This window comes from Sphingobium sp. L-44 (assembly GCF_056859495.1).
On record NZ_JBSXOQ010000093.1, the window covers coordinates 106,926 to 128,131 of the forward strand.

A 21,206-nucleotide genomic window follows, 5' to 3' on the forward strand; every position below is an offset into this window, starting at 1 on the left:
CTTACTGCTCGCCGCTATTGGTAGCGGACAGCGCCTTCTGGGCTTCGGCCACGGCGTTCGCCTTGCGGGTCACGCCCATGTCCTTCTCGATCGCGCGCTCGAACTGGGCGCCATATTCCTCGCCCACGACGTCGCCCAGCTGGGTGCGGACCTGGTTCAGCAATTCGGGCTGACCGGCGGCGTCGCCACGCTTGATGGCGTTCAATTGCACCACGAAGGTGCCGCGATCCTGGCCGATCGGCAGGGTCTTCACGCTGTTGGCGGCCATCGAGAAGAGGATGGCGATTTCGGCCGGCGGGCGCTGCTGGCCGCGCATCAGGTCGGCGCGACGGCCACCCACGACCTGCGGGGCGGGCAGCTTGACGCCGGCCTGGGCCAGCGCATCGGCCAGCTTGGTGCCCTTGGCGACCTTGGCGCGGATGTCCTCGGCAACCTTCTGCGCCTTCTCATAGCCCTGGCTCAGCTTGTACTGGGCCACGACCAGCGGCTTGATCTTCGCGAGCGGCGGCGGGGCAGGGGCGACGATGTCGCCCGGCGCGGCCAGCGCATAGCGCTTGTCGGCGGTGATCGGCACCAGCTGGGCATCATCGTCGGCGCTCATCGCGAAGACGGGGGCCAGCAGCGGCTGCAGGTCGCTGTTGGGCTGATAGGTCTCGTCCTCGACCTGCTTGCCGCTCGACACGAGCAGCGGCGAGGTTTCCAGCTTCAGGCCATTATCCTTCGCGACTTCCTCGAAGGTGCCGCCATTGGCGATCTGATCCTCGATCTTGCCGGTGAAGTCGGTCAGCAGCTGCTTTTCCTTCTGGGTGCGCAGCGTGGCGATGATCTCATCGCGCACCGAAGCCAGCGCACGGGCCGGGACATTGTTGAGCGCGGTGACGCGCAGCACGATCCAGCCGAGCGAACCACGGACCGGGCCAACCAGTTCGCCCTGCTTGGCGGCAAAGGCGGCGTCGGCGACCGGCTTGGACGCGGTGGCGGCCAGCGCCTCGCGGCTCTGGTCGGTCAGGGTCGACACGGCAAGGCCCGCGCCCTGCGCCGCGGCGGCCAGCGTCTTGCCGGCCTTCACCTGGTCGGCGATCGCCTTGGCGCCCGCCTGGGTCGGCAGCACCAGCTGTTCGACGCTGCGATTTTCCTTGGCGGCATAGGCCGCCTTGTTCTGGTTGTAGGCGGCGGTGATTTCCGCCTCGGTCGGCTGGGCCGCCTGGGCGAAGCGCTCACTGTCGATCACGGCATAACGGATGCGGCGCTGTTCCGGGATGGTGTAGCGCGCGGCATTCTTCTTGTAGAAATCGGTGACCTGCGCGTCGGTCGGCTCCTTGGCGTCCAGGAAGGCGGCGGCCGGGATCGCGGCGATCGTGCCCTGGCGTTCCTCCAGCAGCAGCGACGCATAGGGCAGCGCCACGCTGTCGGGCAGCTTCACGCCCAGGCCGACCGGGGCCAGCAGCTGGCGCTGCAGGATTTCACGGCTGATATCGTCGCGCAGCGACTGTTCGCTGATCCGCTCGCGCTGCAGCAGGGCGCGGAAATTATCCTGGCTGAAATTGCCGGCGGCGTCCTGGAAGGCGGGGATCTGCGCGATCTGCGCATCGACCAGCCGCTTGCTGATATGGACGCCCTGATCGCTGGCGAACTGCTTGAGCGTCAGCGCCGCAACCAGCTGGTCGAACACCTGCTTGCCGCCGCCCTGGGCAAAGAAATCGCCGATCTGCATGCCGGGATTTTCGCGGCGCGCATTTTCGAACACGCGCTGGATGCGGTCCTGCAACTCGCTCATGCGCAGCTTGGAACCGCCGGCCTTGGCGACGGTGTCGCCGCCGCCCAGGCCAGTCCCGAACTTGCCGCTGGAAATGTCGCCCAGGATGAACGCCGCCGCGATCAACCCCAGAAAGAGGATCGCGAAAAAGGCGCCGAATTTGGAACGGATGAAACTGCGGAAGACAGAGAGCATGAGAATGTCCGGTTTTTATGCGGCGATATGGCGGCCCGCTTTAGGGGCGGATCGACCCGGCGGCAAGTGCGGCCGTGGCGGACGGTCTGGACAAATGCTGCATCGCCGTCCATCGGCTTGATTGCCTGAAAGCGGAACCAGGAGACGCGGTGCATGCCGTGGGGACCCGCTGCGGGCACGTGCAGCAATAATCACAAGGGGACATGGACCGATGAGCAGGCGCAAGCTGGTGGTCGGCAACTGGAAGATGAACGGGATGCGCGCGCATCTCGACGAGGTGGAGGCGATCGGCAAGCTCGCCGCGCAGCATCCGGCGGTGGAAGTCGGGCTTTGCCTGCCGGCCACGCTGATCATGGCCGGGTCGCAGCTGAAGGGCGCGGCCTTCATCGGCGCCCAGAACTGCCATATGGAATTGAGCGGCGCCTATACCGGCTCGCTGTCGGCCGAGATGCTGATCGAGGCGGGGGCGACCTGGGTCATCACCGGTCATAGCGAACGGCGCGAGACGCGCGGCGAGACCAACGCCGATGTCGCCGCCAAGTCGGTCGCCGCCCATGCCGCGGGCATGAAGGTGATCCTGTGCGTCGGCGAAACGCTCGCCGTGCGCGATGCGGGCGATGCCGACGAAGTGGTCACCGCCCAGTTGCTCGCCTCGCTGCCCGAAGGCGCAGGCGCCGACTGGCTGGCCGTCGCCTATGAACCCATCTGGGCGATCGGCACCGGCCGCATCCCGACGCTGGAGGCGATCCAGTCGATGCACGCCACCCTGCGCGCCGCGCTCGCCAGTCGGATCGGCCAGGAACAGGCCGACGCCATGCGCATCCTCTATGGTGGATCGATGAACGGCGACAATGCCGCCGAGATCATCGCCCTGCCGGACGTCGACGGCGGTCTGGTCGGCGGCGCCAGCCTGTCGGCCGCCAAGTTCGAACCGGTGATCGCCGCCGCGGATTGATGCGGAGCGCCCCCTCTTCGTGCGGAAGAGGGGGCATTCTGGCTTGATGCGAGTCGAGCGCGTTGCTGGCTGTGCGTTGAAGGGGCGGGCTATCTTCACTCCGTTCGCCCTGAGCGAAGTCGAAGGGCGCTGCTGAGCGAAGGCGAAGCTATTGCCTCGCTCCGCTCGGCCGAGGGCTTCGACTTCGATCAGCCCGAACGGTTCTTTCACTGTCCAGACTTGATTATATGGGCCATTGCAAGCCAGCCGCAGCGCCTTCTGCACGTGCCCTCATCCATGCCTTCGTTCATATCGACAGGCTCGCCGGTTGCCCCGGCGGTCCATCATCGCTATGTGCGCGCCAACGCATTCCTTCATTGGACAGAAAAGAACCCGCATGTTCACCTTCCTTCTCGTCGTGCAGGCGATCGTCGCTGCCCTGCTGGTCACCGTCATTCTGATGCAGAAGTCGGAAGGTGGCGGTCTGGGCGTCGGTGGCAGCCCGGCCGGGCTGATGTCGGCGCGCGGCGCGGCGGATTTCCTGACGCGTTCGACCACGATCCTGGCGACCATCTTCGTCCTGCTGTCGATCACCCTGGCGGTCATCGCCTCGGTCCGTCATGCCGGCGGCGACATCGACACCTCGCTGGTCAAGTCGGCCCCCGCCACGCAGGCTCCCGCGCCCGCGACCGGCAGCGCCGACCCCCTGGCCGGTGCGGCCAGTGCCGCCGGCAATGGTTCGGCAGCGAACGGCGCAGTTCCGCTCGCTAACTGACCTTTTCGTCGTTCATCGCCATATTTTTTGCGAGCGTGCGGATTCGCGCGCTTGCTCAACTCGTTTGTATAAGGCTAAGCCTCTTCTCCCATGACGCGGTATATTTTCATCACCGGCGGCGTGGTCTCCTCGCTTGGTAAGGGCCTCATGGCCGCATCCTTGGCAGCGCTGTTGCAGGCGCGGGGCTATCGCGTGCGAATCCGGAAATTCGACCCCTATCTCAACGTCGATCCGGGCACGATGTCGCCCTATCAGCATGGCGAAGTCTATGTGACCGACGACGGGGCGGAAACCGATCTCGATCTTGGCCATTATGAACGCTTTACCGGCGTGTCGGCGCGCCAGTCGGACAATGTTACCCAGGGCCGGGTCTATCAGACCATCATCCAGCGCGAACGGCGCGGCGACTATCTGGGCGCGACCGTCCAGGTCATCCCGCACGTCACCGACGAGATCAAGGCGTTCGCCACGGCGGAGACCGACGATCTGGACTTCGTCCTGTGCGAAATCGGCGGCACCGTCGGCGACATCGAATCGCTGCCCTTCATGGAAGCGATTCGCCAGCTCCATAATGATCTGGATCGCGGCCAGTCGATCTTCGTCCACGTGACCCTGGTGCCCTATCTCGCGGCGGCGGGCGAACTGAAGACCAAGCCGACCCAGCACAGCGTGCGCGAACTGACCTCGCTCGGCATCCAGCCCGACATCCTGCTGTGCCGCGCCGAGCATCCGCTGCCCGAGAGCGAGCGCAAGAAGATCGCCCTCTTCTGCAACGTTCGTCCCGAGGCGGTCATTCCGGCGCTCGACGCCAAGAGCATCTATGCCGTGCCCGAGCAATATCATGCCGAGGGTCTCGACAATGAAGTGCTGCGCGCCTTCGGCATCACCGATGCGCCCGCGCCGTCGATGGACCGCTGGACCGATATCATGGATCGCCAGCTCAACCCCGAAGGCGAAGTGACGATCGGCGTGGTCGGCAAATATGTCGGCCTGCTCGATGCCTACAAGTCGCTGCACGAAGCGCTGCACCATGGCGGCCTTGCCAACCGGGTGAAGGTCAACATCAAGTGGATCGACGCCGAACTGTTCGAGAAGGGCGACGACCTTGCCGCCAGCCTCGAACCGATGCACGGCATTCTCGTCCCCGGCGGCTTCGGCGTGCGCGGGTCGGAAGGCAAGATCGCATCGGTCAAGTTCGCGCGCGAACGCGACGTGCCCTTCTTTGGTATCTGTCTTGGCATGCAGATGGCCTGCATCGAAGGCGCGCGGAACACGGCGGGGATCGAGAATGCCTCGACCACCGAGTTCGGCGAAACCAGCGAGCCGGTCGTCGGCCTCATCACCGAATGGATGAGCAAGGAAGGCCTGCAGAAGCGGACCGCCGAGACCGATCTGGGCGGCACCATGCGTCTGGGCGCCTATCCGGCCAAGCTTGCCGGCAACAGCGTCGTCGCCGGCATCTATGGCAGCAACGACATTAGCGAGCGTCACCGCCACCGCTATGAGGTCAATGCCGGCTATCGCGAACCGCTGGAAAAGGGCGGCCTGATCTTCTCGGGCATGTCGCCGGACGGCACGCTGCCCGAAATCGTCGAGCGGCCCGACCATCCCTGGTTCGTGGGCGTGCAGTTCCACCCGGAACTCAAGTCCAAGCCGTTCGACCCGCACCCGCTCTTCGCCAGCTTCATCGAAGCGGCGGTCAAGCAGAGCCGGCTGGTATAAAAGAACGGGGCCGGAAGGCCCCGTTTCTCGTTTCAGCCCTTCGGCGTGTCGAAGAGATGGCGATACTGGCGCGGCTGGCAGCGCAGATATTGCGGCGCGGCCTTCACCGATGCGCCCAGATGGGCGGCGGCATGCCAGGGCCAGCGCGGATCATAGAGAATTGTGCGGGCGATCGCGATCAGGTCGGCGTCGCCGGTGCCGATGATCGCCTCCGCCTGCTCGAAATCGGTGATCAGGCCGACGGCGATCACCGGCATGTCGACCGCCTGCTTGACTGCGCGGGCCAGCGGCACCTGATAGCTTGGACCCACCGGAATATCCTGACGCGGGTCGAGGCCGCCGCTCGACACATGGATGGCGCTGCAGCCGCGCGCCTCCAGCGCCTTGGCAAATGCGACCGTCTGCTCGATGTCCCAGCCGCCATCGACCCAATCGGTGCCCGACACGCGCATCGTCACCGGCTTGTGCGCGGGCAGGGCGGCGCGCACCGCGTCGAAAATCTCCAGCGGCAACCGCATCCGGTTTTCCAGGCTGCCGCCATAATCATCGTCGCGCTGGTTGGAGAGCGGCGAGAGGAACTGGTGCAGCAGATAGCCATGGGCGCCATGCAGCTGCACCGCATCGATACCGATTGCATCGGCCCGCTTTGCCGCCGCGACGAAGGCGTCGCGCAGCCGGTCGATCCCGGCCTTGTCCAGCGCCATCGGCGCATGGGTGCCCGGCGTGAAGGGCAGGGCGGAGGGGGCGACCGTCTGCCAGCCATTGACCGCATCGGGCGCGATCTGCGCGCCGCCCTGCCATGGCACCTGCGTCGATGCCTTGCGCCCGGCATGGCCGAGTTGGATCGCGATGGGCATGTCGCTATGGCGCCGCACGCCGTCCAGCACGCGCTGCATCGCCGCCTGCGTCGCATCGTCCCACAGGCCGACATCGGCATGGCTGATCCGCCCCTCGGGCAGCACGGCGGTCGCCTCGATCGTCAGCAACGCCGCGCCCGACAGGGCAAGCTGGCCCAGATGAATGAGGTGCCAGTCGTTCATCTGGCCGTCGACGGCGGAATATTGGCACATCGGCGCAATCACGATGCGGTTGTCGAGGGCAAGGCCGCCGACATCGAAGGGCTGGAACAGCTTGGGAGCGCTCATGCAGGTCTCCAGAAGTGGGAGAGGGAGAGAAGGCCCGCAAGATAGGAAGCCGGCCGGGCGGCCGAAAGGGGGCGTCTCTCGCGGTCGCAAGATGGTCCGGTCTTCAAAATGTCATCAATCGGTCATCGCGGTGCAGCGCTTCGGAAACGCCGCTGTCGCGCAGCTTTCCTAATCGCGACCCCGACCAGAGGGGACTCGATCATGACCAGGATTTTTGCGGCATCCATCAGCCTGTTCGCACTCGCGATCGCCGGCACCGCCCATGCGCAGCAGCCGCTGCCCGAGGAGGAAGGCGGCATCGTCGTCACCGGCCAGCGCGCGCAGTTGCAGCGTTCCATCGACCAGAAGCGGGCAGCGCTGGGCATCGTCGATGTGACCGCGTCCGATGATATGGGCCAGCTTCCCGACAAGAATGTGGCCGAAGCGGTCGAGCGCCTGCCCGGCGTCGGCGTCCAATATGACCAGGGCGAGGGACGCTATGTCGCGGTGCGCGGCGTGCCCTCCAGCCTCAACGGCTATACCATCAATGGCTTCGAGATCGGCAATCCCGACGGGCTCGACCGGCGCCTGCCGTTCGACATCCTGTCGGGCCAGCTTTTGAAGCAGGTGGAGGTCGCCAAGGTGAAAACCGCCGACCTGACCGGCCAGGGCATCGGCGCGACCATCAACCTCGTCACCCAGACCGCCTTCGACTTCGACGATCGCTTCATCTTCCAGGCGAACGGGCAGGTCGGCTATCAGGAACTGCGCAAGGGCGACCAGCCGATCAAGGGCGATGTCACCATCGGCACCCGCTTCGGCGCGGACGAACAGTTCGGCATCCTGCTGGGCGCCAGCTATTCCGACCGCACCTATACCAGCTATGGCATCTATCCCGATGACTGGACGCCCGACGCCGATGCCGCGCGCGGCGCCGTGCCGGTCAACATCAAATATAATGACTATCGCCTCAAGCGCGAGCGGATCGGTGCGGCCGGCTCGTTCGACTGGCGCGGCGAGAGCGTCCAGCTCTATGTCCGCGGCATCTATTCCAAATTCTCCGAGGATGAATATCGTCAGCGCTTCCGCCTCGATTTCTCCGATATCGACTGGGACGCCAATGGCCTGACCGGCATTGCCTCGACCAGCGAGCAGCGTTCCGACCTGCGGCTGGAATATAAGGAAAAGTCGGTCCTGTCCTTCATGGCCGGCGGCACGGCCGCGCTGGCCGACAACTGGTCGCTCGATTTCGGCGCGGCACGTACCCGCAACGAAGTGATCGAACCCAATCAGCTCTGGCAGTTCCGGGGCAATCCCGGCGCGGTCGCGGTCGATTTTTCGGACAAGCTGTTTAGCGCCGTGCCGGTCGACGGTTATCTCGATCCGTCGGACCTGGGCTTCCGCCAATATTCGGCGCAGGATGAATATGGCCTGGAAAAGACATGGCAGGGCCGGCTCGACCTCACCGGCAAGCTGCCGACGATCGGCCAGAACAGCTTCGTCAAGTTCGGCGCCAATGGCCGCTGGACCGACAAGCGCTTCGATTCCTCCAATGACGTCTATGGGCGCGGCAGCAGCGCCAACCGCTTCACCCTGGATGGCCTGTCTGGCGACACCGTCATCGTGAAGCTGGGCGATGGCCGCAATTATTTTCTCGGCCCGGTGATCGATGCCGACCTTGTCGATGCCTATACCCAGGGAAAGCTGGGCGGCGCGCAGTTCGTGCTCAACGAAGCGACCAGCCTGGCCAATGAAACGCTGAGCGATTTCGACCTCAGCGAGAATGTCTATGCCGGCTATGCCATGGCCAATCTGGACTTTGGCGCGCTGTCGGTCACGGGCGGTCTGCGGGTCGAGCGGACCGACCTGGACATTGACGGCTATCTGCTGGAAGGCGACGTCGTCCGCCCGACATCGGGCCGCACTCGCTATACCAACTGGCTGCCCAGCCTGGTGGTGCGCGTGACCCCGTCGCACGATACCGTCTTCCGCCTTGCCTATTCGCGCAGCATCGGCCGGCCCAGCTATGCCGACCTGTCGCCGGGCGGCACCGTCACGGTGGAGGGCGCGGACGAGATCAGCGTGTCGAGCGGCAATCCGGCGCTCAAGCCCTATGTCGCAGACAATCTCGACATGTCGGCCGAATGGTATTTCGCGCCTGGCGGCCTGATCAGCGTCGGCGCCTTCGCCAAGTTCATCCGCAACCCGATCTTCACACAAAGCTACACCATCAATGACGGCAGCTTTGGCGGCGTCGCCTATGACCGGATCAATTTCAGCCAGACGCGCAACGCCGACACGGGTGATATCATCGGCCTGGAAGCTGCCTGGCAGCAGCAGTTCACTTTCCTGCCGGGCCTGCTTTCGGGTCTCGGCATGAACCTCAACCTCACCCTGATCGACTCCAGCCTGCGCATGCCCGACCGTGGCACCGTCGCCTTCCCCGAACAGTCCAAGCTGCTCTGGGGCGCGCAGCTCTTCTATCAGAAGGGTATCGTCGAAGCGTCGGTCGCCTATCATCATACCGGCCGCGCCTTGCTGTCGGCGGGTGATATCCGCCTCAATGACCAGTATAATGACGATCTGCGTCGTCTGGACGCGAAGATCGGGGTGGATGTGACGAAGAATGTGCGCCTCTTTGCCGAAGGGCAGAATCTGACCGACGAGCCGACCCGCCAATATCAGGGCGGCGTGCGCGACTGGGTGATCCAGAATGAACGCTATGGTCGCACCTTCTATGTCGGGGCCTCGGTCAAATGGTAAGAACGCTGCTTGTCGGAACCGCGCTGCTGGCGCTGACCGGTGCGGCGATCGCGCAGGCGCCAGTAGATGCGCCTTCGCCGCCACCTTCGCCGGTCGGCCTGCGGATCAAGGCGCCGGAAGCGCATCAGGGCGCGGCGTCGGACGGCACCCATGTCTATGCGATCGACAATGACCGGATCGGCAAATATCGCATTGCCGACGGCCAGCGCGTCGCCCAGTGGCAGGGGGAGCGCCGCCTTTATCCGCACATGAACAGTTGCACCGTGGTCGGCGCCGAACTGGTCTGTGCCGCGTCCAACTATCCCGCCGTGCCGCAGACCAGCGCGGTCGAGATTTTCGACACGAAGACGCTGAAGCATGTCCGCAGTGTCAGCCTGGGCTTTGGCCCCGGATCGCTGACGGTGATGGATCGGCATGCCGACAAATGGTGGGCGGTCTTCGCCAATTATGAGGGCAAGGGCGGCGAGCCGGGGCGCGATTATCGCTATACGCTGCTGGTGCGGATGGACGATGCTTTCCGGGCGGAGGCAAGCTGGGCGTTCCCGGCCGACGTGCTGGCCCGCTTCGCGCCCAAAAGCTGTTCCGGCCTTAGCTGGGGCGCAGACGGCCTGATCTACGCCACCGGGCATGACCGGCCCGAAGTCTATGCGCTGAAACTGCCCGAGGCGGGATCGGTGCTGGAGCATGTCGGCACGATTGGCATTGCCACGCCGGGCCAGGCGATCGACTGGGATCCCAAGGCGCCGCGCCGCCTTTGGTCGATCGGCCGGGGTGCTGGCGAGATGGTGGCGAGCGAGATGCCGCCGGTCCGATAGGACGGCTCAGCGCACCTTCAGCCCCAGTTCGGCGAGCAGTTCGCCGGCCTGGTCGCGCGAGATGGTGGCGCCGCGAAAGCGGCTGGCATCGCCGAGATGGACGCCGCCTATGTCCGCGCCGCGCAGGTCGGCACCCTCGAACCGGGCACCGTCCAGCATCGCCTCGCGCAGGCTGCAGCCTTCGAAACTGGCCATGCGGAAATCGCATTTGCGCAGGTCCGCCTGCGAGAAATCGATGCGGCTCAGCCGTTGCTTGCGGAAGGACAGGCCGGGCAGGCGCGCGTCGATCAGCAGGCATTCCGCCATCTCGATCTCCAGCGCGCGCAGGTCCGACAGGTCGGCGCCGGTCAGCTTGCACTGGGCCAGCCGCGCGCCCTCCAGCCGCGCCCGCCGCAGCACGACATTGTTGAAGTCGCATCCGGTCAGCACCGCGTCGCTGAGGTCGCAGCCGGTGAAATTCGCGCCGCCGCCCCGGCAGCCCTGCCAGCGCGTGCGCTCCAGCATGGCGCCGGCCAGATCGGCATTGCGCAGGTTGCAGCGCTCGAACTGCCAGCCGGTAAGGTCGAGCTGCGCCAGCTCCGCCTCCTCCAAGTCGCAGTCGATCAGGGCATGGGGCGTGCCCGCCAGCGCAATGATGTCGGCGCGCGCCAGTTGCTGCCCGTTGCGCGCGGGCAGGGGATCCATGTCGGTCATGCCGCCGTCTATGCCTTGGGCGTCAGCTTGAGCAGGCGGCCCTGCGACTTGCCGCCATCCTCCAGCAGCCACAGCGCGCCGTCCGGCCCCTGTTCGACCTCGCGGATGCGGGCGCCCATGTCCCACTGGTCGGCCTTTTCCGCATTCTCGCCGTCCAGCTTCACCCGCACCAGCGACTGGCTCGACAGGCCGCCGATGAACAGCGATCCCTTCCACTGCGGGAACAGGTCGCCCGAATAATAGATCAGGCCGCCCGGCGAGATCACCGGATTCCACCAGACCTTCGGCGCCTCATAGCCGTCGCCGGGCTTGTGATCGGGAATGTCGCGGCCGTCATAATGATCGCCGTTCGACACGCGCGGATAGCCATAGTTGAGGCCCGGCTTGATCAGATTGACCTCGTCGCCGCCCTTGGGCCCCATTTCCTGTTCCCACAGGCGCCCGTCCTTGTCGAAGGCGATGCCCAGCAGGTTGCGATGGCCATAGGACCAGACCGCCGGGTTGAAGCCCTTGGCGCTGAGCGGATTGCCCGCCGCCGGCGTGCCGTCGAGGTTCAGGCGCAGCACCTTGCCCAGGGTCGATTTGGGGTCCTGTGCCGGGTCGAACTTCTGTCGCTCGCCATTGGTGAAGAAGAGATATTTGCCGTCGGGCGAGAAGGCGATGCGGCCCGAATAATGGCCATTGCCCTCGACATAGTCGCTGGCGCGGAAAATGACCTTCACGTCCGCCAGCCTGGTCGTGCCGTCGCTCGCCTGGTCGAAGATGCCGGTGGCGAGCGCCACGCCCTTGCCGCCGGCACGATCGCCTTGGCCGACCTCGGAAAAGCTGAAATAGACTTTCTTGTCCTGCGCGAATGTCGGGGAGGGGACGATGTCCATCAGCGCGCCCTGACCCTCGCTATCGACCTTGGGGATGCCGGCGACCGGAATCTTGGTGCCGTTCTTCGGATCGAACAGGATCATCTCACCGGCCTTTTCGGTGATCAGCATCCGCCCGTCGGGCAGGAAGGTCATCGCCCAGGGCGATTCGAAATCGGCGATCACCGATGTCTTGAACGGCTTTTCCCCGGCGGTCGCACCGGCATTCTGGCCGGTCGCATCGTCGGCTGAACAGGCCAGCAGGGCGAGGGGGAGAGTGACGGCCATCACGCGCAGCATGGGAAACTCCTGTTATAATATTCGCGGGGGAAAGCCGATTTTCGGCGGGGGTTCCATGCCCGCATCCTCCACCGGATGCGGGCATGGATGCAAGCCTCATCGGCGATCTGCCGATTTCTTAAGCTTCTGCCGCTAGAGACCGGGGCGGCAAGAGGGGGAATATGGTGCTGCACGGCGTATCGGATTTCGATGCTGCGTGCGCGCAGGCAGGCGCCTTGCGCGTCGAGCCGCTATGCCTTGCCGACGCGCTGGATTCGAGCGCGCTTGCCCGCGCCTGGGAAAGGCTGGAGGCGCGCGCCGACTGGCCGACCCAGACCCGCCTGTTCGCCGCCACGCTGAACGACCTGATTGCTGCCGGGCCGAGCCGCATCATGACGGTCTGGGCGGGCGCCGATCTGGTCGCGCTGCTGCCGCTGTGCCGCGATGGTGGCGCACTGGCCCGCTGGCGGATGATCGGCGCGCGCGAAACCTATGAACCTGGCGACATGCTGTGCAACGGGACGGCGGCGGCAGATGCGCTGGCCGGCGCGATCGCGCGTTTGCCGCATCCCTTGCTGCTCGATCGCATTTCGGCCGGGTCGCCCTTGATCCCCGCACTGGCGCGGGCGGTGCGGCGGCGCGGGCGGCTGGTCGTGCGGCCGGCCATGGCCTGTCCCCATATCGCGCTGGATGAGGGCTGGCGCGACCCGGAAAGCCGTTTCAACGCCGGCCGCCGCTCCGACTTCCGTCGCGCCCGGCGCAAGGCGGAAGGGTGCGGCCCGCTCCGGTGCGAGACGCTGGCGCCGGACGCGGACAATTTCGATGCCTTGTTCGACGAGGCTGTCGCGGTCGAGGCGCTGGGCTGGAAGAGCGAGGCGGGCACCGCCATCGCCACCGACCCGCGCCAGGCGGCGATCTTCCGCGCTTTCTTCCGCGCGGTGGCACAGCGCGGCGACCTGCGCATCTCCTTCCTGCGGATCGACGGCCGGGCCATCGCGATGCAGATGGCGGTGTTGTGGAACGGCCGCTACTGGCTGTTCAAGATCGGCCATGACGCCACCTTCAACGCCTGTTCGCCCGGCGTGCTGCTGATGCTCCATGCCATTGGCTGGGCGGCGCAGGCGCGGTTGCACAGTTTCGAATTTCTCGGCGTCGCCGAACCCTGGATTCGCAAGCTCTGGACCCAGACGGAGCATGACTGCGTCCAGTTGCGCACCTATCCCTATAATCTGCGCGGCGCGGCGGCCTTTGCGGCGGACGCTATTGTCTGGTCGCGGCAACGGCTGTTGCGGCGGTGAGGGGCGGGGCGGCCTGGCGCCTGTTGCGGGACACGCGTTATGCTCTTCCGGCTGCGCTGGGGCGGGTCATTCCGGCGCCCGATGCCCCCCATGCCGTGGCGATCGCCCGGCAACAGGCCCGCGCCGGCGCTGCCACCACGATCGGCTATTTCGAAGGGGCGGGGGGTGATCCCTCGTCGATCATGGCCGCCTATGCGCGGGTGGCACAGCGCGCGCGCGGCCTGGACCTCAGCCTGTCGGTGAAAGCGCCGCCGCTGCGTTTCGATCCGGTCAGCCTGCGTGAACTGGCGCAGATTGCGCGCCAGTCCGGCCTGTCGCTGGTGTTCGACGCTCATGGTCCGCAGGATGCGGACGAGACGCTGGCGGCGGTCGAACGGCTGCTGCCCGACTTTCCCGATACCGGCATCGTCCTACCCGCCCGCTGGCAGCGCAGCGTGGCCGATGCGGTCCGGCTGCGCGACAGCAGCGCGCCGGTCCGGCTCGTGCGCGGTGAATGGCCCGACCCGGCGGGCGATGCCGTCGATCCCGATGCCGCCTATCTGACGCTGGTCGAAGCATTGGCCGGACGCGTGGCGCCGGTCGCGATCGCCACCCATCGCCCCGCGCTGGCCGACCGGGCACTGGCCCTGCTGCGCAACGCCGGCACGCCGTGCAGCCTGGAGCAGTTGCGGGGCCTGCCGGGCCGTCGTTGCCGGGCGGTGGCGCGGGGGCAGGGGGTGCCGGTGCGCCTCTATGTGCCGTTCGGCCCCGGCTGGATTCCCTATGCGCTGGACCGGGCGCTGGCCCGGCCCTATCTGCTGGCGTGGATGTGGCGCGACTGGATGGGGCGCGCAGACCCCTGAAATAGCGCATTTTACGAAAGATGTTGCAGGTCATTGGCAACCTGCCTATATGGATATTGCTTCCTTACATCGTCACACATGTCAGGGTCGTAGGCACCAAGCCTGCGGCGGCAACAAGCAGGCTTATCTGTTTTCTGGAGTATTCATGGCGGACATCGCCGAACTGACCGCATTGATCGAGCCCGAGGTGAAGGCCCTGGGGTTCGACCTCGTGCGCATCAAGCTGTTCGGATCGGGCGACGAATATACGCTGCAGATCATGGCCGAAGACCCCAAGACCAAGCAGTTGGTCATCGAGGATTGCGCCGCCATCTCGCGCCGCCTGTCCGACGTGATGGATGAAGTCGACCCGATCGAGGAAGCCTATCGTCTGGAAGTCAGCTCGCCCGGTATCGACCGGCCGTTGACCCGCCTGCACGATTTTCTCGAATGGGCGGGCCATGAGGCGAAGATCGCCGCGACCGAAGTGGTCGAGGGGCGCAAGAGCTTCCGTGGCATCCTCAAGGGCGTCGAGGGTGAGGATATCCTGTTCCAGGATGCCAAGGCCGGCGATGTCACCATCCCGTTCGCGCTGGTCGGCGATGCCAAGCTGATGCTGACCGATGCACTGATTTCTGCTACCATGCCGCTCTCCTCCGATGGGGCGGACGAGTTCGAAACCGAGGAATAAGGGTTTTATCGTCATGGCCAACGCCATTTCCGCCAATAAGGCCGAGCTGATCGCGATCGCCAACAGCGTCGCCAGCGAGAAGATGATCGACAAGGCGATCGTCATCGAGGCGATGGAAGATGCGATCCAGCGCGCCGCCCGTGCCCGTTACGGCGCCGAGAATGACATCCGTGCCAAGCTGGACCCGGACAGCGGCGACCTGCGCTTGTGGCGCGTCGTCGAAGTCGTCGAGGTGGTCGAGGATTATTTCAAGCAGGTCGACCTCAAGCAGGCCGCCAAGCTGAAGAAGGACGCCGTGGTCGGCGACTTCATCGTCGATCCGCTGCCCGCGATCGACCTGGGCCGCATCGACGCCCAGTCGGCCAAGCAGGTGATCTTCCAGAAGGTCCGCGACGCCGAGCGCGAGCGTCAGTTCGACGAGTTCAAGGACCGCGTGGGTGAAATCATCACCGGCGTCGTCAAGTCGGTCGAATTCGGCCATGTCGTCGTCAATCTGGGCCGCGCCGAAGGCGTGATCCGCCGCGACCAGCAGATCCCGCGTGAAGTCGTCCGCGTCGGCGACCGCATCCGTTCGGTCGTGCTGAACGTGCGCCGCGAAAATCGCGGTCCGCAGATTTTCCTCAGCCGCGCGCACCCCGAATTCATGAAGAAGCTGTTCGCGCAGGAAGTGCCCGAAATCTATGATGGCGTCATCACCATCATGGCCGCCGCCCGCGATCCGGGTTCGCGCGCCAAGATCGGCGTCATCAGCCGTGACAGCAGCATCGATCCGGTCGGCGCCTGCGTCGGCATGAAGGGTAGCCGCGTCCAGGCCGTCGTGCAGGAAATGCAGGGCGAAAAGATCGACATCATCCCCTGGTCGGAAGATACCGCGACCTTCGTCGTCAACGCGCTGCAGCCGGCCCAGGTCGCCCGCGTCGTCATCGACGAGGAAGAAGAACGCATCGAAGTCGTCGTCCCCGACGATCAGCTGTCGCTCGCCATCGGCCGCCGCGGCCAGAATGTCCGCCTCGCCAGCCAGCTGACCGGCAAGGCGATCGACATCATGACCGAGGCCGACGCCAGCGAGAAGCGCCAGAAGGAATTCGTCAGCCGTTCGGAAATGTTCCAGAACGAGCTGGACGTCGACGAGACGCTGTCGCAGCTGCTGGTCGCCGAAGGCTTTGGCGAGTTGGAAGAGGTCGCCTATGTCAGCGTCGAGGAACTGGCCGGGATCGAAGGTTTCGACGAGGATCTGGCTGCCGAGCTGCAGAGCCGCGCGCAGGAAGCGCTCGACCGTCGCGAACAGGCTGCCCGTGAAGAGCGTCAGGCACTGGGCGTCGAGGACGCGCTGGCCGACATGCCGCACCTCACCGAAGCGATGCTGGTCACGCTCGGCAAGGCCGGCGTCAAGACGCTCGACGATCTCGCCGACCTCGCCACCGACGAACTGGTGCAGAAGAAGCGCGTCGACCAGCGTCGTCGCAAGTCGGACAGCGGCAATGAGGACAAGGGTGGCATCCTGGCCGCCTATGGTCTGAGCGACGAGCAGGGCAATGAGATCATCATGGCCGCCCGCGCCCATTGGTTCGAAGGCGAGGAAGCGTAAGCCAACATGCCTTTCGTCGACATCCGCCTGGCCGGTAGCGCGACTCGCGAGCAGAAAGCCGCGATCGTTGCTGACGTCACCCAGTCGCTCGTGGAGCGGCTGGGAAAGCCGGCGGCTGCCGTCCAGATCGTGATCTCGGAAGTCTCGACCGAAAATTATGCGGCCGGCGGTCAGTTGATCGCCGACCGCGCAATTTCTCCAGCCAGGGAGGACGCCAATGCTGCGGACACTCCCCGATGAGAGAATAAGCCTACTCGACAGCGTTGGTCTTGCCCTTTTGTCCGTTTTGGCGGAGGGGCGCGCATGACCGAACGCAAATGCATATTGAGCGGCGACCGCGCCGATCCCGAAACGCTGATCCGCCTGGCCATCGGCCCTGAAGGGCAGGTGATGCCCGACGTCCGCGCCAAGGCGCCGGGCCGGGGCGCTTGGATCGGCGTGTCGCGGGCCGAGCTGGAAACGGCGCTGGCCAAGGGCAAGCTCAAGGGCGCACTCGCCCGCGCCTTCAAGGAAGGCGCTCTTGAAATTCCCGACAATCTTCCCGATCTGGTAGAGGCCGGGCTGCGGCAGGATCTGCTCAGCCGCCTGGGGCTGGAGGCTCGCGCCTCCATGCTGCTGACCGGATCGGAAAAGATCGACGTCGCATGCCGCAAGGGCATGGTGAAAATGCTGCTCCATGCCGCCGATGCGGGCACGGACGGCAATCGAAAACTGGACCAGGCCTTGCGCGTGGGACAGGAAGCGGAAGGCACGGATCTTGCGGGCATCGTCTTGCCTGTGGACCGGCACGCCCTATCTATGGCAATGGGGCGCGACAATGTCGTCCATATCGCGGTGACCGACTCGCGGGCGACAGTGCGCCTGCGTGCGGCTCTGGGCCGCTTGGAAAGCTATCTGGGATGCGCTACCGGGGCGCCGGTGCATGGGGAGCAGGACTCCGCCGATGCGCAGGCGCATGAGGCTGCATGGAATGATGCGTCGGCGGCTGCGCCGGCTGATGATGATGTGAAGGGTTAAACATAGTCGATGAGTGACAGCAACGAAGACAAGCCGGTTCTGGGCCGCAAGCCGCTGGGGATCAAGCGCACGGTCGAGTCCGGTCAGGTGCAGCAGCAGTTCAGCCATGGCCGCAAGAACACGGTCGTGGTTGAGGTGAAGCGGCGCCGCGTCCCCATGGGCAAGCCGGGTGAAAGCACCGGCGGCGCCCCCGCTGCTGCGCCCCAGGCTGATCCGACGCCGGCCGCGCCCGCAGCGCCGGCCGCACCCCGTCCCGCCGCGCCTGCGCCGCAGCAGCGCGCGCCGCAGCCCGCCCCCGTGCGCCAGGCGCCGCCGCAGAGCCTGATGTCGCGTCAGGAACTGCAGGCCAAGCTGTTGCGCGAGGCCGAGGAAGCCCGCATGGCCGCGCTGGAAGATGCGCGCCGCCGTGAGGATGCTGCACGCCTTGCCGCCAGCGAGGAAGAAAAGCGCCGCGCCGAGGAAAATCGCCAGGCTGCCGAAAATGCCGAGGTCGAGGCCGCCAAGGCTGCCGAAGCCGCCGAGCAGGCCAAGGTCGCCGAAGCCGCCAAGCCGGCTGCGCCGGTCGAGGCCCCGGCCGCGCCGGCTGCTGCAGCCGAGCCTGCCGCTGCCGCCCCGGCTGCGCCCGCCGCGCCGGCGACCACCAGCTCGACCATGCCGCCGCCGCGCCGCTTCACCCCGGTCGCGCCGGTCAAGCGCCCCGAGCCGGCGAAGCCCGATCGTGCCAAGCGCAACGACGATAATCGCCGCCAGTCCGGCAAGTTGACCGTCACCCGCGCGCTTGCGGACGACGACAGCGCCCGTGCCCGCAGCCTCGCCGCGCTCAAGCGCGCTCGCGAGAAGGAACGTCGTGCCCATTATTCGGGCGGCAGCCAGCCGCGCGAGAAGCAGAGCCGCGATGTCGTGGTGCCCGAAAGCATCACCGTGCAGGAACTGGCCAACCGTATGGCCGAAAAGGGTGCGGACCTGGTCAAGGCCCTGTTCAAGATGGGCACCGCCGTCACGCTCAACCAGCCGATCGATCAGGATACGGCGGAGCTGCTGGTCGAGGAATTCGGCCACCGCATCCAGCGCGTGTCGGATGCCGACGTTGAAATCGGCATGGAAGGCGAGGCTGACGCACCCGAAACGCTCAAGCCCCGTGCCCCGGTCGTGACCATCATGGGCCATGTCGACCATGGCAAGACCTCGCTGCTCGACGCGCTGCGCGGCACCGACGTGGTGGCCGGCGAAAGCGGCGGCATCACCCAGCATATCGGCGCCTATCAGGTGAAGACGAAGAGCGGTGATCTCATCACCTTCCTCGACACGCCGGGCCACGAAGCCTTCTCGGAAATGCGTGCCCGTGGCGCCAACGTCACCGACATCGTCATCCTCGTGGTGGCGGCCGATGACGGCCTGATGCCGCAGACGATCGAAGCCATCAACCACACCAAGGCTGCTGGCGTGCCGATGATCGTCGCGATCAACAAGTGCGACAAGCCCGACGCCAACCCGCAGAAGGTGCGTGAGCGCCTGCTGAGCGAGGAAATCGTGGTCGAGGACATGGGCGGTGACGTCCAGGACGTGGAAGTGTCGGCGCTCAAGAAGACCGGCCTTGACGAACTGATCACCAAGATCTTGCTCCAGGCCGAGGTTATGGAACTGACCGCCAACCCCGATCGCGACGCCGAAGGCAATGTGATCGAGGCACAGCTCGACAAGGGCCGTGGTGCGGTTGCGACCGTGCTGGTCCGCAAGGGCACGCTGAAGATCGGCGACACCTTCGTCATCGGTTCGGAAAGCGGCAAGGTCCGCGCGATGATCAACGACAAGGGCCAGCAGGTGAAGGCCGCCGGTCCCTCGACCCCGGTCGAGGTTCTGGGTCTGTCGGGCGTGCCGATGGCCGGTGACCAGCTCACCGTCGTCGAGAATGAAGCCCGCGCTCGCGAAGTCGCTGCCTATCGTCAGGAACAGGCGACCAAGAAGCGCACCACGGCTGCCCCGACCAGCTTCGAGCATATGTTCTCGGCGCTGAACACCAAGGTCATCGAATATCCGGTGGTGGTGAAGGGCGACGTGCAGGGTTCGGTCGAAGCGATCGTGTCCTCGCTCAACCGCATCTCGACCGACGAGATCAAGGTCCGCATCCTGCATTCGGGTGTCGGCGCGATCACCGAAAGCGACGTCACGCTGGCAGCTGCCAGCCGCGCGCCGCTGATCGGCTTCAACGTCCGTCCCAATGCCAAGGCCCGTCAGCTCGCCGAGCGCGAGAAGATCAGCCTGCGTTATTATGACGTGATCTACGACCTGCTTGAGGAAGTTCGCGGCGAAATGGCTGGCCAGCTCGCCCCCGAACGGATCGAGACGATCGTCGGCCGCGCCGAGGTGCTGCAGGTCTTCCCGGCCGGCAAGAAGGACAAGGCGGCTGGTCTGCTCGTCCTCGACGGCATCATCCGCAAGGGTCTGGCCGCGCGCCTTACCCGCGACGATGTCATCGTGTCGCGCACCAACATCGCGTCGCTGCGTCGCTTCAAGGACGATGTCTCCGAAGTCCGCGCCGGCATGGAGTGCGGTGCGGTCCTGCAGGACACCAACGACATCAAGCCGGGCGACACGCTCGAACTGTTCGAAGTCGAAGAGCGCGCACGCACGCTGTAAATCAAGGCGAACGATCTTCCCTTCGGGGAAGGACCGGGGGTGGGTGCGATTGTGCAAGCAATCGCTTCCACCCTTTCGCTATTCGGCCGTGCCCGCTACGCTCACCATCCAACCTGCACCCTCCCGGCCGGGGAGGGGGAGTTATTGACTATGTCCAATCAGCCCGAAGGCCCCTCTGTCCGCCTGCTGCGCGTCGGCGAACAGGTGCGCCATGTCCTTTCCGACATTCTCCAGCGCGGCGACGTGCATGACGATGTGCTGAGCCAGCATGTGGTCAGCGTCACCGAAGTGCGCATGTCGCCCGACCTGCGCCACGCCACCGTCTTCATCAAGTCGCTGCTTGGCAAGGATGAGGAAGCGGTGCTCAAGGCGCTGCGCACCAACACCGCCTATCTCCAGCGCGAAGTCGCGCACCGCATCCGCCTCAAATATGCGGCGAGGCTCAAATTCCTGTCGGACGAGAGCTTCGACGAGGGCAGCCATATCGACAAGCTGCTCCGCGACCCCAAGGTCGCGCGCGACCTAGAGCAGGATGAGAGCGAAGATTGACTCATGACGCGGTAAGACGCATCTTACCGCAATGAACGCCAAGACCACCCTGTCGGCCAAGGGCCAGGTCGTCATCCCCAAGGATGTCCGTGACCAGCTCGGGCTTGCGCCGGGGCAGGTGCTGGATGTCGTGCCGATGGGCGGCGGCATATTGTTGAAGCCGCAGTACAAGAAGTCCGGCCGCAGCTTTGACGAGATCATGGCCGGGATCAGGGCGCGCTACCAGCATCAAGGCCCGCCGGTTTCCATCGAGGAGATGGACGAGGCGATCGCGCAGATGTTTCGAGACCGGCAGGATTGATGGTCGCAGCCATCGACACGAATGTGCTGGTGCGGTTCCTGACCGGGGACGATCTTGCGCAGGCGGCTGTGGCGGCGGACCGGATCAGCCTGGGATTCGTGTTGCTTCCGACCGTCGCTGTCGAAACCGAATGGGTATTGCGTGCCGGCTATAGTTGGTCGCGCGAACGGATCGAAGCCGCATTCCGGGACGTCATCGACCTGCCCGAAGCGATCGGATTGCCTGCCAATATGGATTGGGTGCTGGATCGCTTCGCTGCCGGCGCAGACTTTGCCGACATGATGCATCTGTCCATGGCTGGCGACGCGGATGCCTTTGTGACATTCGACCAGCGGATCGAAAAACGGGCAGGGGATTCCCCGCCCGTTGCCGTCATTACTTTGGCATAAGA

The 21,206-nt window shown here is 65.5% G+C and carries 19 protein-coding genes; 15 read left to right on the forward strand and 4 right to left on the reverse strand.

Going from position 1 to position 21,206, the window contains the following annotated elements; genetic code table 11:
• Position 1: 1 nt before the first annotated feature.
• Positions 2-1,951 carry a peptidylprolyl isomerase gene (locus tag AC13EK_RS13415; protein ID WP_004211254.1) on the reverse strand — a complete coding sequence of 650 codons (1,950 nt, stop codon included), beginning with the start codon at positions 1,949-1,951 and terminating at the stop codon, positions 2-4.
• 211 nt (positions 1,952-2,162) lie between these two features.
• On the opposite strand from AC13EK_RS13415, the gene tpiA reads away from it, so the two are divergent.
• The 3 genes from tpiA (at position 2,163) to AC13EK_RS13430 (ending at position 5,382) form a co-directional block, all read left to right on the forward strand.
• Positions 2,163-2,906, forward strand: a complete 744-nt coding sequence (tpiA, locus tag AC13EK_RS13420; RefSeq protein ID WP_069336758.1) for a triose-phosphate isomerase — start codon at positions 2,163-2,165, stop codon at positions 2,904-2,906.
• A 376-nt stretch (positions 2,907-3,282) separates the two neighbouring features.
• Positions 3,283-3,660: a preprotein translocase subunit SecG gene (gene secG, locus AC13EK_RS13425; RefSeq protein ID WP_010337428.1), complete on the forward strand. Its 378-nt coding sequence runs from the start codon at positions 3,283-3,285 to the stop codon at positions 3,658-3,660.
• A 90-nt stretch (positions 3,661-3,750) separates the two neighbouring features.
• Entirely contained in the window at positions 3,751-5,382 is a 1,632-nt protein-coding gene (locus tag AC13EK_RS13430) for a CTP synthase (protein ID WP_010337427.1), read from the forward strand.
• 32 nt (positions 5,383-5,414) lie between these two features.
• Here AC13EK_RS13430 and AC13EK_RS13435 read toward each other — a convergent pair whose 3' ends face one another.
• Positions 5,415-6,527 carry an NADH:flavin oxidoreductase/NADH oxidase gene (locus tag AC13EK_RS13435; protein WP_069336757.1) on the reverse strand — a complete coding sequence of 371 codons (1,113 nt, stop codon included), beginning with the start codon at positions 6,525-6,527 and terminating at the stop codon, positions 5,415-5,417.
• Between the two features lie 201 nt (positions 6,528-6,728).
• Here AC13EK_RS13435 and AC13EK_RS13440 point away from each other — a divergent pair, with 201 nt between their 5' ends.
• Positions 6,729-9,269 carry a TonB-dependent receptor gene (locus tag AC13EK_RS13440; RefSeq protein ID WP_069336756.1) on the forward strand — a complete coding sequence of 847 codons (2,541 nt, stop codon included), beginning with the start codon at positions 6,729-6,731 and terminating at the stop codon, positions 9,267-9,269.
• Positions 9,263-10,084 carry a hypothetical protein gene (locus tag AC13EK_RS13445; RefSeq protein WP_069336755.1) on the forward strand — a complete coding sequence of 274 codons (822 nt, stop codon included), beginning with the start codon at positions 9,263-9,265 and terminating at the stop codon, positions 10,082-10,084. The genes AC13EK_RS13440 and AC13EK_RS13445 overlap by 7 nt, the downstream gene beginning before the upstream one ends.
• A gap of 6 nt (positions 10,085-10,090) precedes the next feature.
• Here the strand turns inward: AC13EK_RS13445 and AC13EK_RS13450 are convergent, their stop codons facing one another.
• Together AC13EK_RS13450 and AC13EK_RS13455 are read right to left on the reverse strand one after the other, a co-directional pair.
• Positions 10,091-10,777: a pentapeptide repeat-containing protein gene (locus tag AC13EK_RS13450; RefSeq protein ID WP_069336754.1), complete on the reverse strand. Its 687-nt coding sequence runs from the start codon at positions 10,775-10,777 to the stop codon at positions 10,091-10,093.
• An 8-nt stretch (positions 10,778-10,785) separates the two neighbouring features.
• Positions 10,786-11,934 (reverse strand): PQQ-dependent sugar dehydrogenase, encoded by a 1,149-nt coding sequence (locus AC13EK_RS13455; protein ID WP_069336753.1) that lies wholly within the window; start codon positions 11,932-11,934, stop codon positions 10,786-10,788.
• 161 nt (positions 11,935-12,095) lie between these two features.
• Here AC13EK_RS13455 and AC13EK_RS13460 point away from each other — a divergent pair, with 161 nt between their 5' ends.
• From AC13EK_RS13460 to AC13EK_RS13505, 10 genes are all read left to right on the forward strand, one after another.
• On the forward strand, positions 12,096-13,211 hold the full coding sequence (locus AC13EK_RS13460; RefSeq protein ID WP_069336752.1) for a GNAT family N-acetyltransferase: 1,116 nt from the start codon (positions 12,096-12,098) through the stop codon (positions 13,209-13,211).
• Positions 13,212-13,234: 23 nt separating this feature from the next.
• Positions 13,235-14,053, forward strand: a complete 819-nt coding sequence (locus AC13EK_RS13465; protein WP_277788120.1) for a proline dehydrogenase — start codon at positions 13,235-13,237, stop codon at positions 14,051-14,053.
• 145 nt (positions 14,054-14,198) lie between these two features.
• Positions 14,199-14,723: a ribosome maturation protein RimP gene (gene rimP, locus AC13EK_RS13470; RefSeq protein ID WP_017499896.1), complete on the forward strand. Its 525-nt coding sequence runs from the start codon at positions 14,199-14,201 to the stop codon at positions 14,721-14,723.
• Between the two features lie 13 nt (positions 14,724-14,736).
• The gene (nusA, locus tag AC13EK_RS13475; RefSeq protein WP_004211271.1) at positions 14,737-16,311 is read left to right on the forward strand and encodes a transcription termination factor NusA; all 1,575 of its coding nucleotides are present in this window, start codon (positions 14,737-14,739) and stop codon (positions 16,309-16,311) included.
• 6 nt (positions 16,312-16,317) lie between these two features.
• Positions 16,318-16,551, forward strand: coding sequence for a tautomerase family protein (locus AC13EK_RS13480; protein WP_069336750.1), 234 nt, complete (start codon positions 16,318-16,320; stop codon positions 16,549-16,551).
• Between the two features lie 63 nt (positions 16,552-16,614).
• Positions 16,615-17,328 carry a DUF448 domain-containing protein gene (locus tag AC13EK_RS13485; protein ID WP_010337417.1) on the forward strand — a complete coding sequence of 238 codons (714 nt, stop codon included), beginning with the start codon at positions 16,615-16,617 and terminating at the stop codon, positions 17,326-17,328.
• Between the two features lie 9 nt (positions 17,329-17,337).
• Positions 17,338-19,965: a translation initiation factor IF-2 gene (infB, locus tag AC13EK_RS13490; RefSeq protein WP_069336749.1), complete on the forward strand. Its 2,628-nt coding sequence runs from the start codon at positions 17,338-17,340 to the stop codon at positions 19,963-19,965.
• A gap of 150 nt (positions 19,966-20,115) precedes the next feature.
• Entirely contained in the window at positions 20,116-20,514 is a 399-nt protein-coding gene (gene rbfA, locus AC13EK_RS13495) for a 30S ribosome-binding factor RbfA (protein ID WP_069336748.1), read from the forward strand.
• Between the two features lie 31 nt (positions 20,515-20,545).
• The gene (locus tag AC13EK_RS13500; protein ID WP_069336747.1) at positions 20,546-20,815 is read left to right on the forward strand and encodes an AbrB/MazE/SpoVT family DNA-binding domain-containing protein; all 270 of its coding nucleotides are present in this window, start codon (positions 20,546-20,548) and stop codon (positions 20,813-20,815) included.
• Positions 20,815-21,204: a type II toxin-antitoxin system VapC family toxin gene (locus AC13EK_RS13505; protein ID WP_069336746.1), complete on the forward strand. Its 390-nt coding sequence runs from the start codon at positions 20,815-20,817 to the stop codon at positions 21,202-21,204. The genes AC13EK_RS13500 and AC13EK_RS13505 overlap by 1 nt, the downstream gene beginning before the upstream one ends.
• Positions 21,205-21,206: the final 2 nt, after the last annotated feature.

Bases quoted from the DNA above. Each gene is read 5' to 3' on its own strand.
- AC13EK_RS13430 (WP_010337427.1), top strand. From the start codon at position 3,751: ATGACGCGGTATATTTTCATCACCGGCGGCGTGGTCTCCTCGCTTGGT.
- AC13EK_RS13440 (WP_069336756.1), top strand. From the start codon at position 6,729: ATGACCAGGATTTTTGCGGCATCCATCAGCCTGTTCGCACTCGCGATC.
- secG (WP_010337428.1), top strand. From the start codon at position 3,283: ATGTTCACCTTCCTTCTCGTCGTGCAGGCGATCGTCGCTGCCCTGCTG.
- AC13EK_RS13445 (WP_069336755.1), top strand. From the start codon at position 9,263: ATGGTAAGAACGCTGCTTGTCGGAACCGCGCTGCTGGCGCTGACCGGT.
- AC13EK_RS13460 (WP_069336752.1), top strand. From the start codon at position 12,096: ATGGTGCTGCACGGCGTATCGGATTTCGATGCTGCGTGCGCGCAGGCA.
- AC13EK_RS13415 (WP_004211254.1), bottom strand. From the start codon at position 1,951: ATGCTCTCTGTCTTCCGCAGTTTCATCCGTTCCAAATTCGGCGCCTTT.
- rbfA (WP_069336748.1), top strand. From the start codon at position 20,116: ATGTCCAATCAGCCCGAAGGCCCCTCTGTCCGCCTGCTGCGCGTCGGC.
- AC13EK_RS13485 (WP_010337417.1), top strand. From the start codon at position 16,615: ATGACCGAACGCAAATGCATATTGAGCGGCGACCGCGCCGATCCCGAA.
- AC13EK_RS13505 (WP_069336746.1), top strand. From the start codon at position 20,815: ATGGTCGCAGCCATCGACACGAATGTGCTGGTGCGGTTCCTGACCGGG.
- AC13EK_RS13500 (WP_069336747.1), top strand. From the start codon at position 20,546: ATGAACGCCAAGACCACCCTGTCGGCCAAGGGCCAGGTCGTCATCCCC.
- AC13EK_RS13480 (WP_069336750.1), top strand. From the start codon at position 16,318: ATGCCTTTCGTCGACATCCGCCTGGCCGGTAGCGCGACTCGCGAGCAG.
- rimP (WP_017499896.1), top strand. From the start codon at position 14,199: ATGGCGGACATCGCCGAACTGACCGCATTGATCGAGCCCGAGGTGAAG.
- AC13EK_RS13435 (WP_069336757.1), bottom strand. From the start codon at position 6,527: ATGAGCGCTCCCAAGCTGTTCCAGCCCTTCGATGTCGGCGGCCTTGCC.
- infB (WP_069336749.1), top strand. From the start codon at position 17,338: ATGAGTGACAGCAACGAAGACAAGCCGGTTCTGGGCCGCAAGCCGCTG.
- tpiA (WP_069336758.1), top strand. From the start codon at position 2,163: ATGAGCAGGCGCAAGCTGGTGGTCGGCAACTGGAAGATGAACGGGATG.
- AC13EK_RS13450 (WP_069336754.1), bottom strand. From the start codon at position 10,777: ATGACCGACATGGATCCCCTGCCCGCGCGCAACGGGCAGCAACTGGCG.
- nusA (WP_004211271.1), top strand. From the start codon at position 14,737: ATGGCCAACGCCATTTCCGCCAATAAGGCCGAGCTGATCGCGATCGCC.
- AC13EK_RS13455 (WP_069336753.1), bottom strand. From the start codon at position 11,934: ATGCTGCGCGTGATGGCCGTCACTCTCCCCCTCGCCCTGCTGGCCTGT.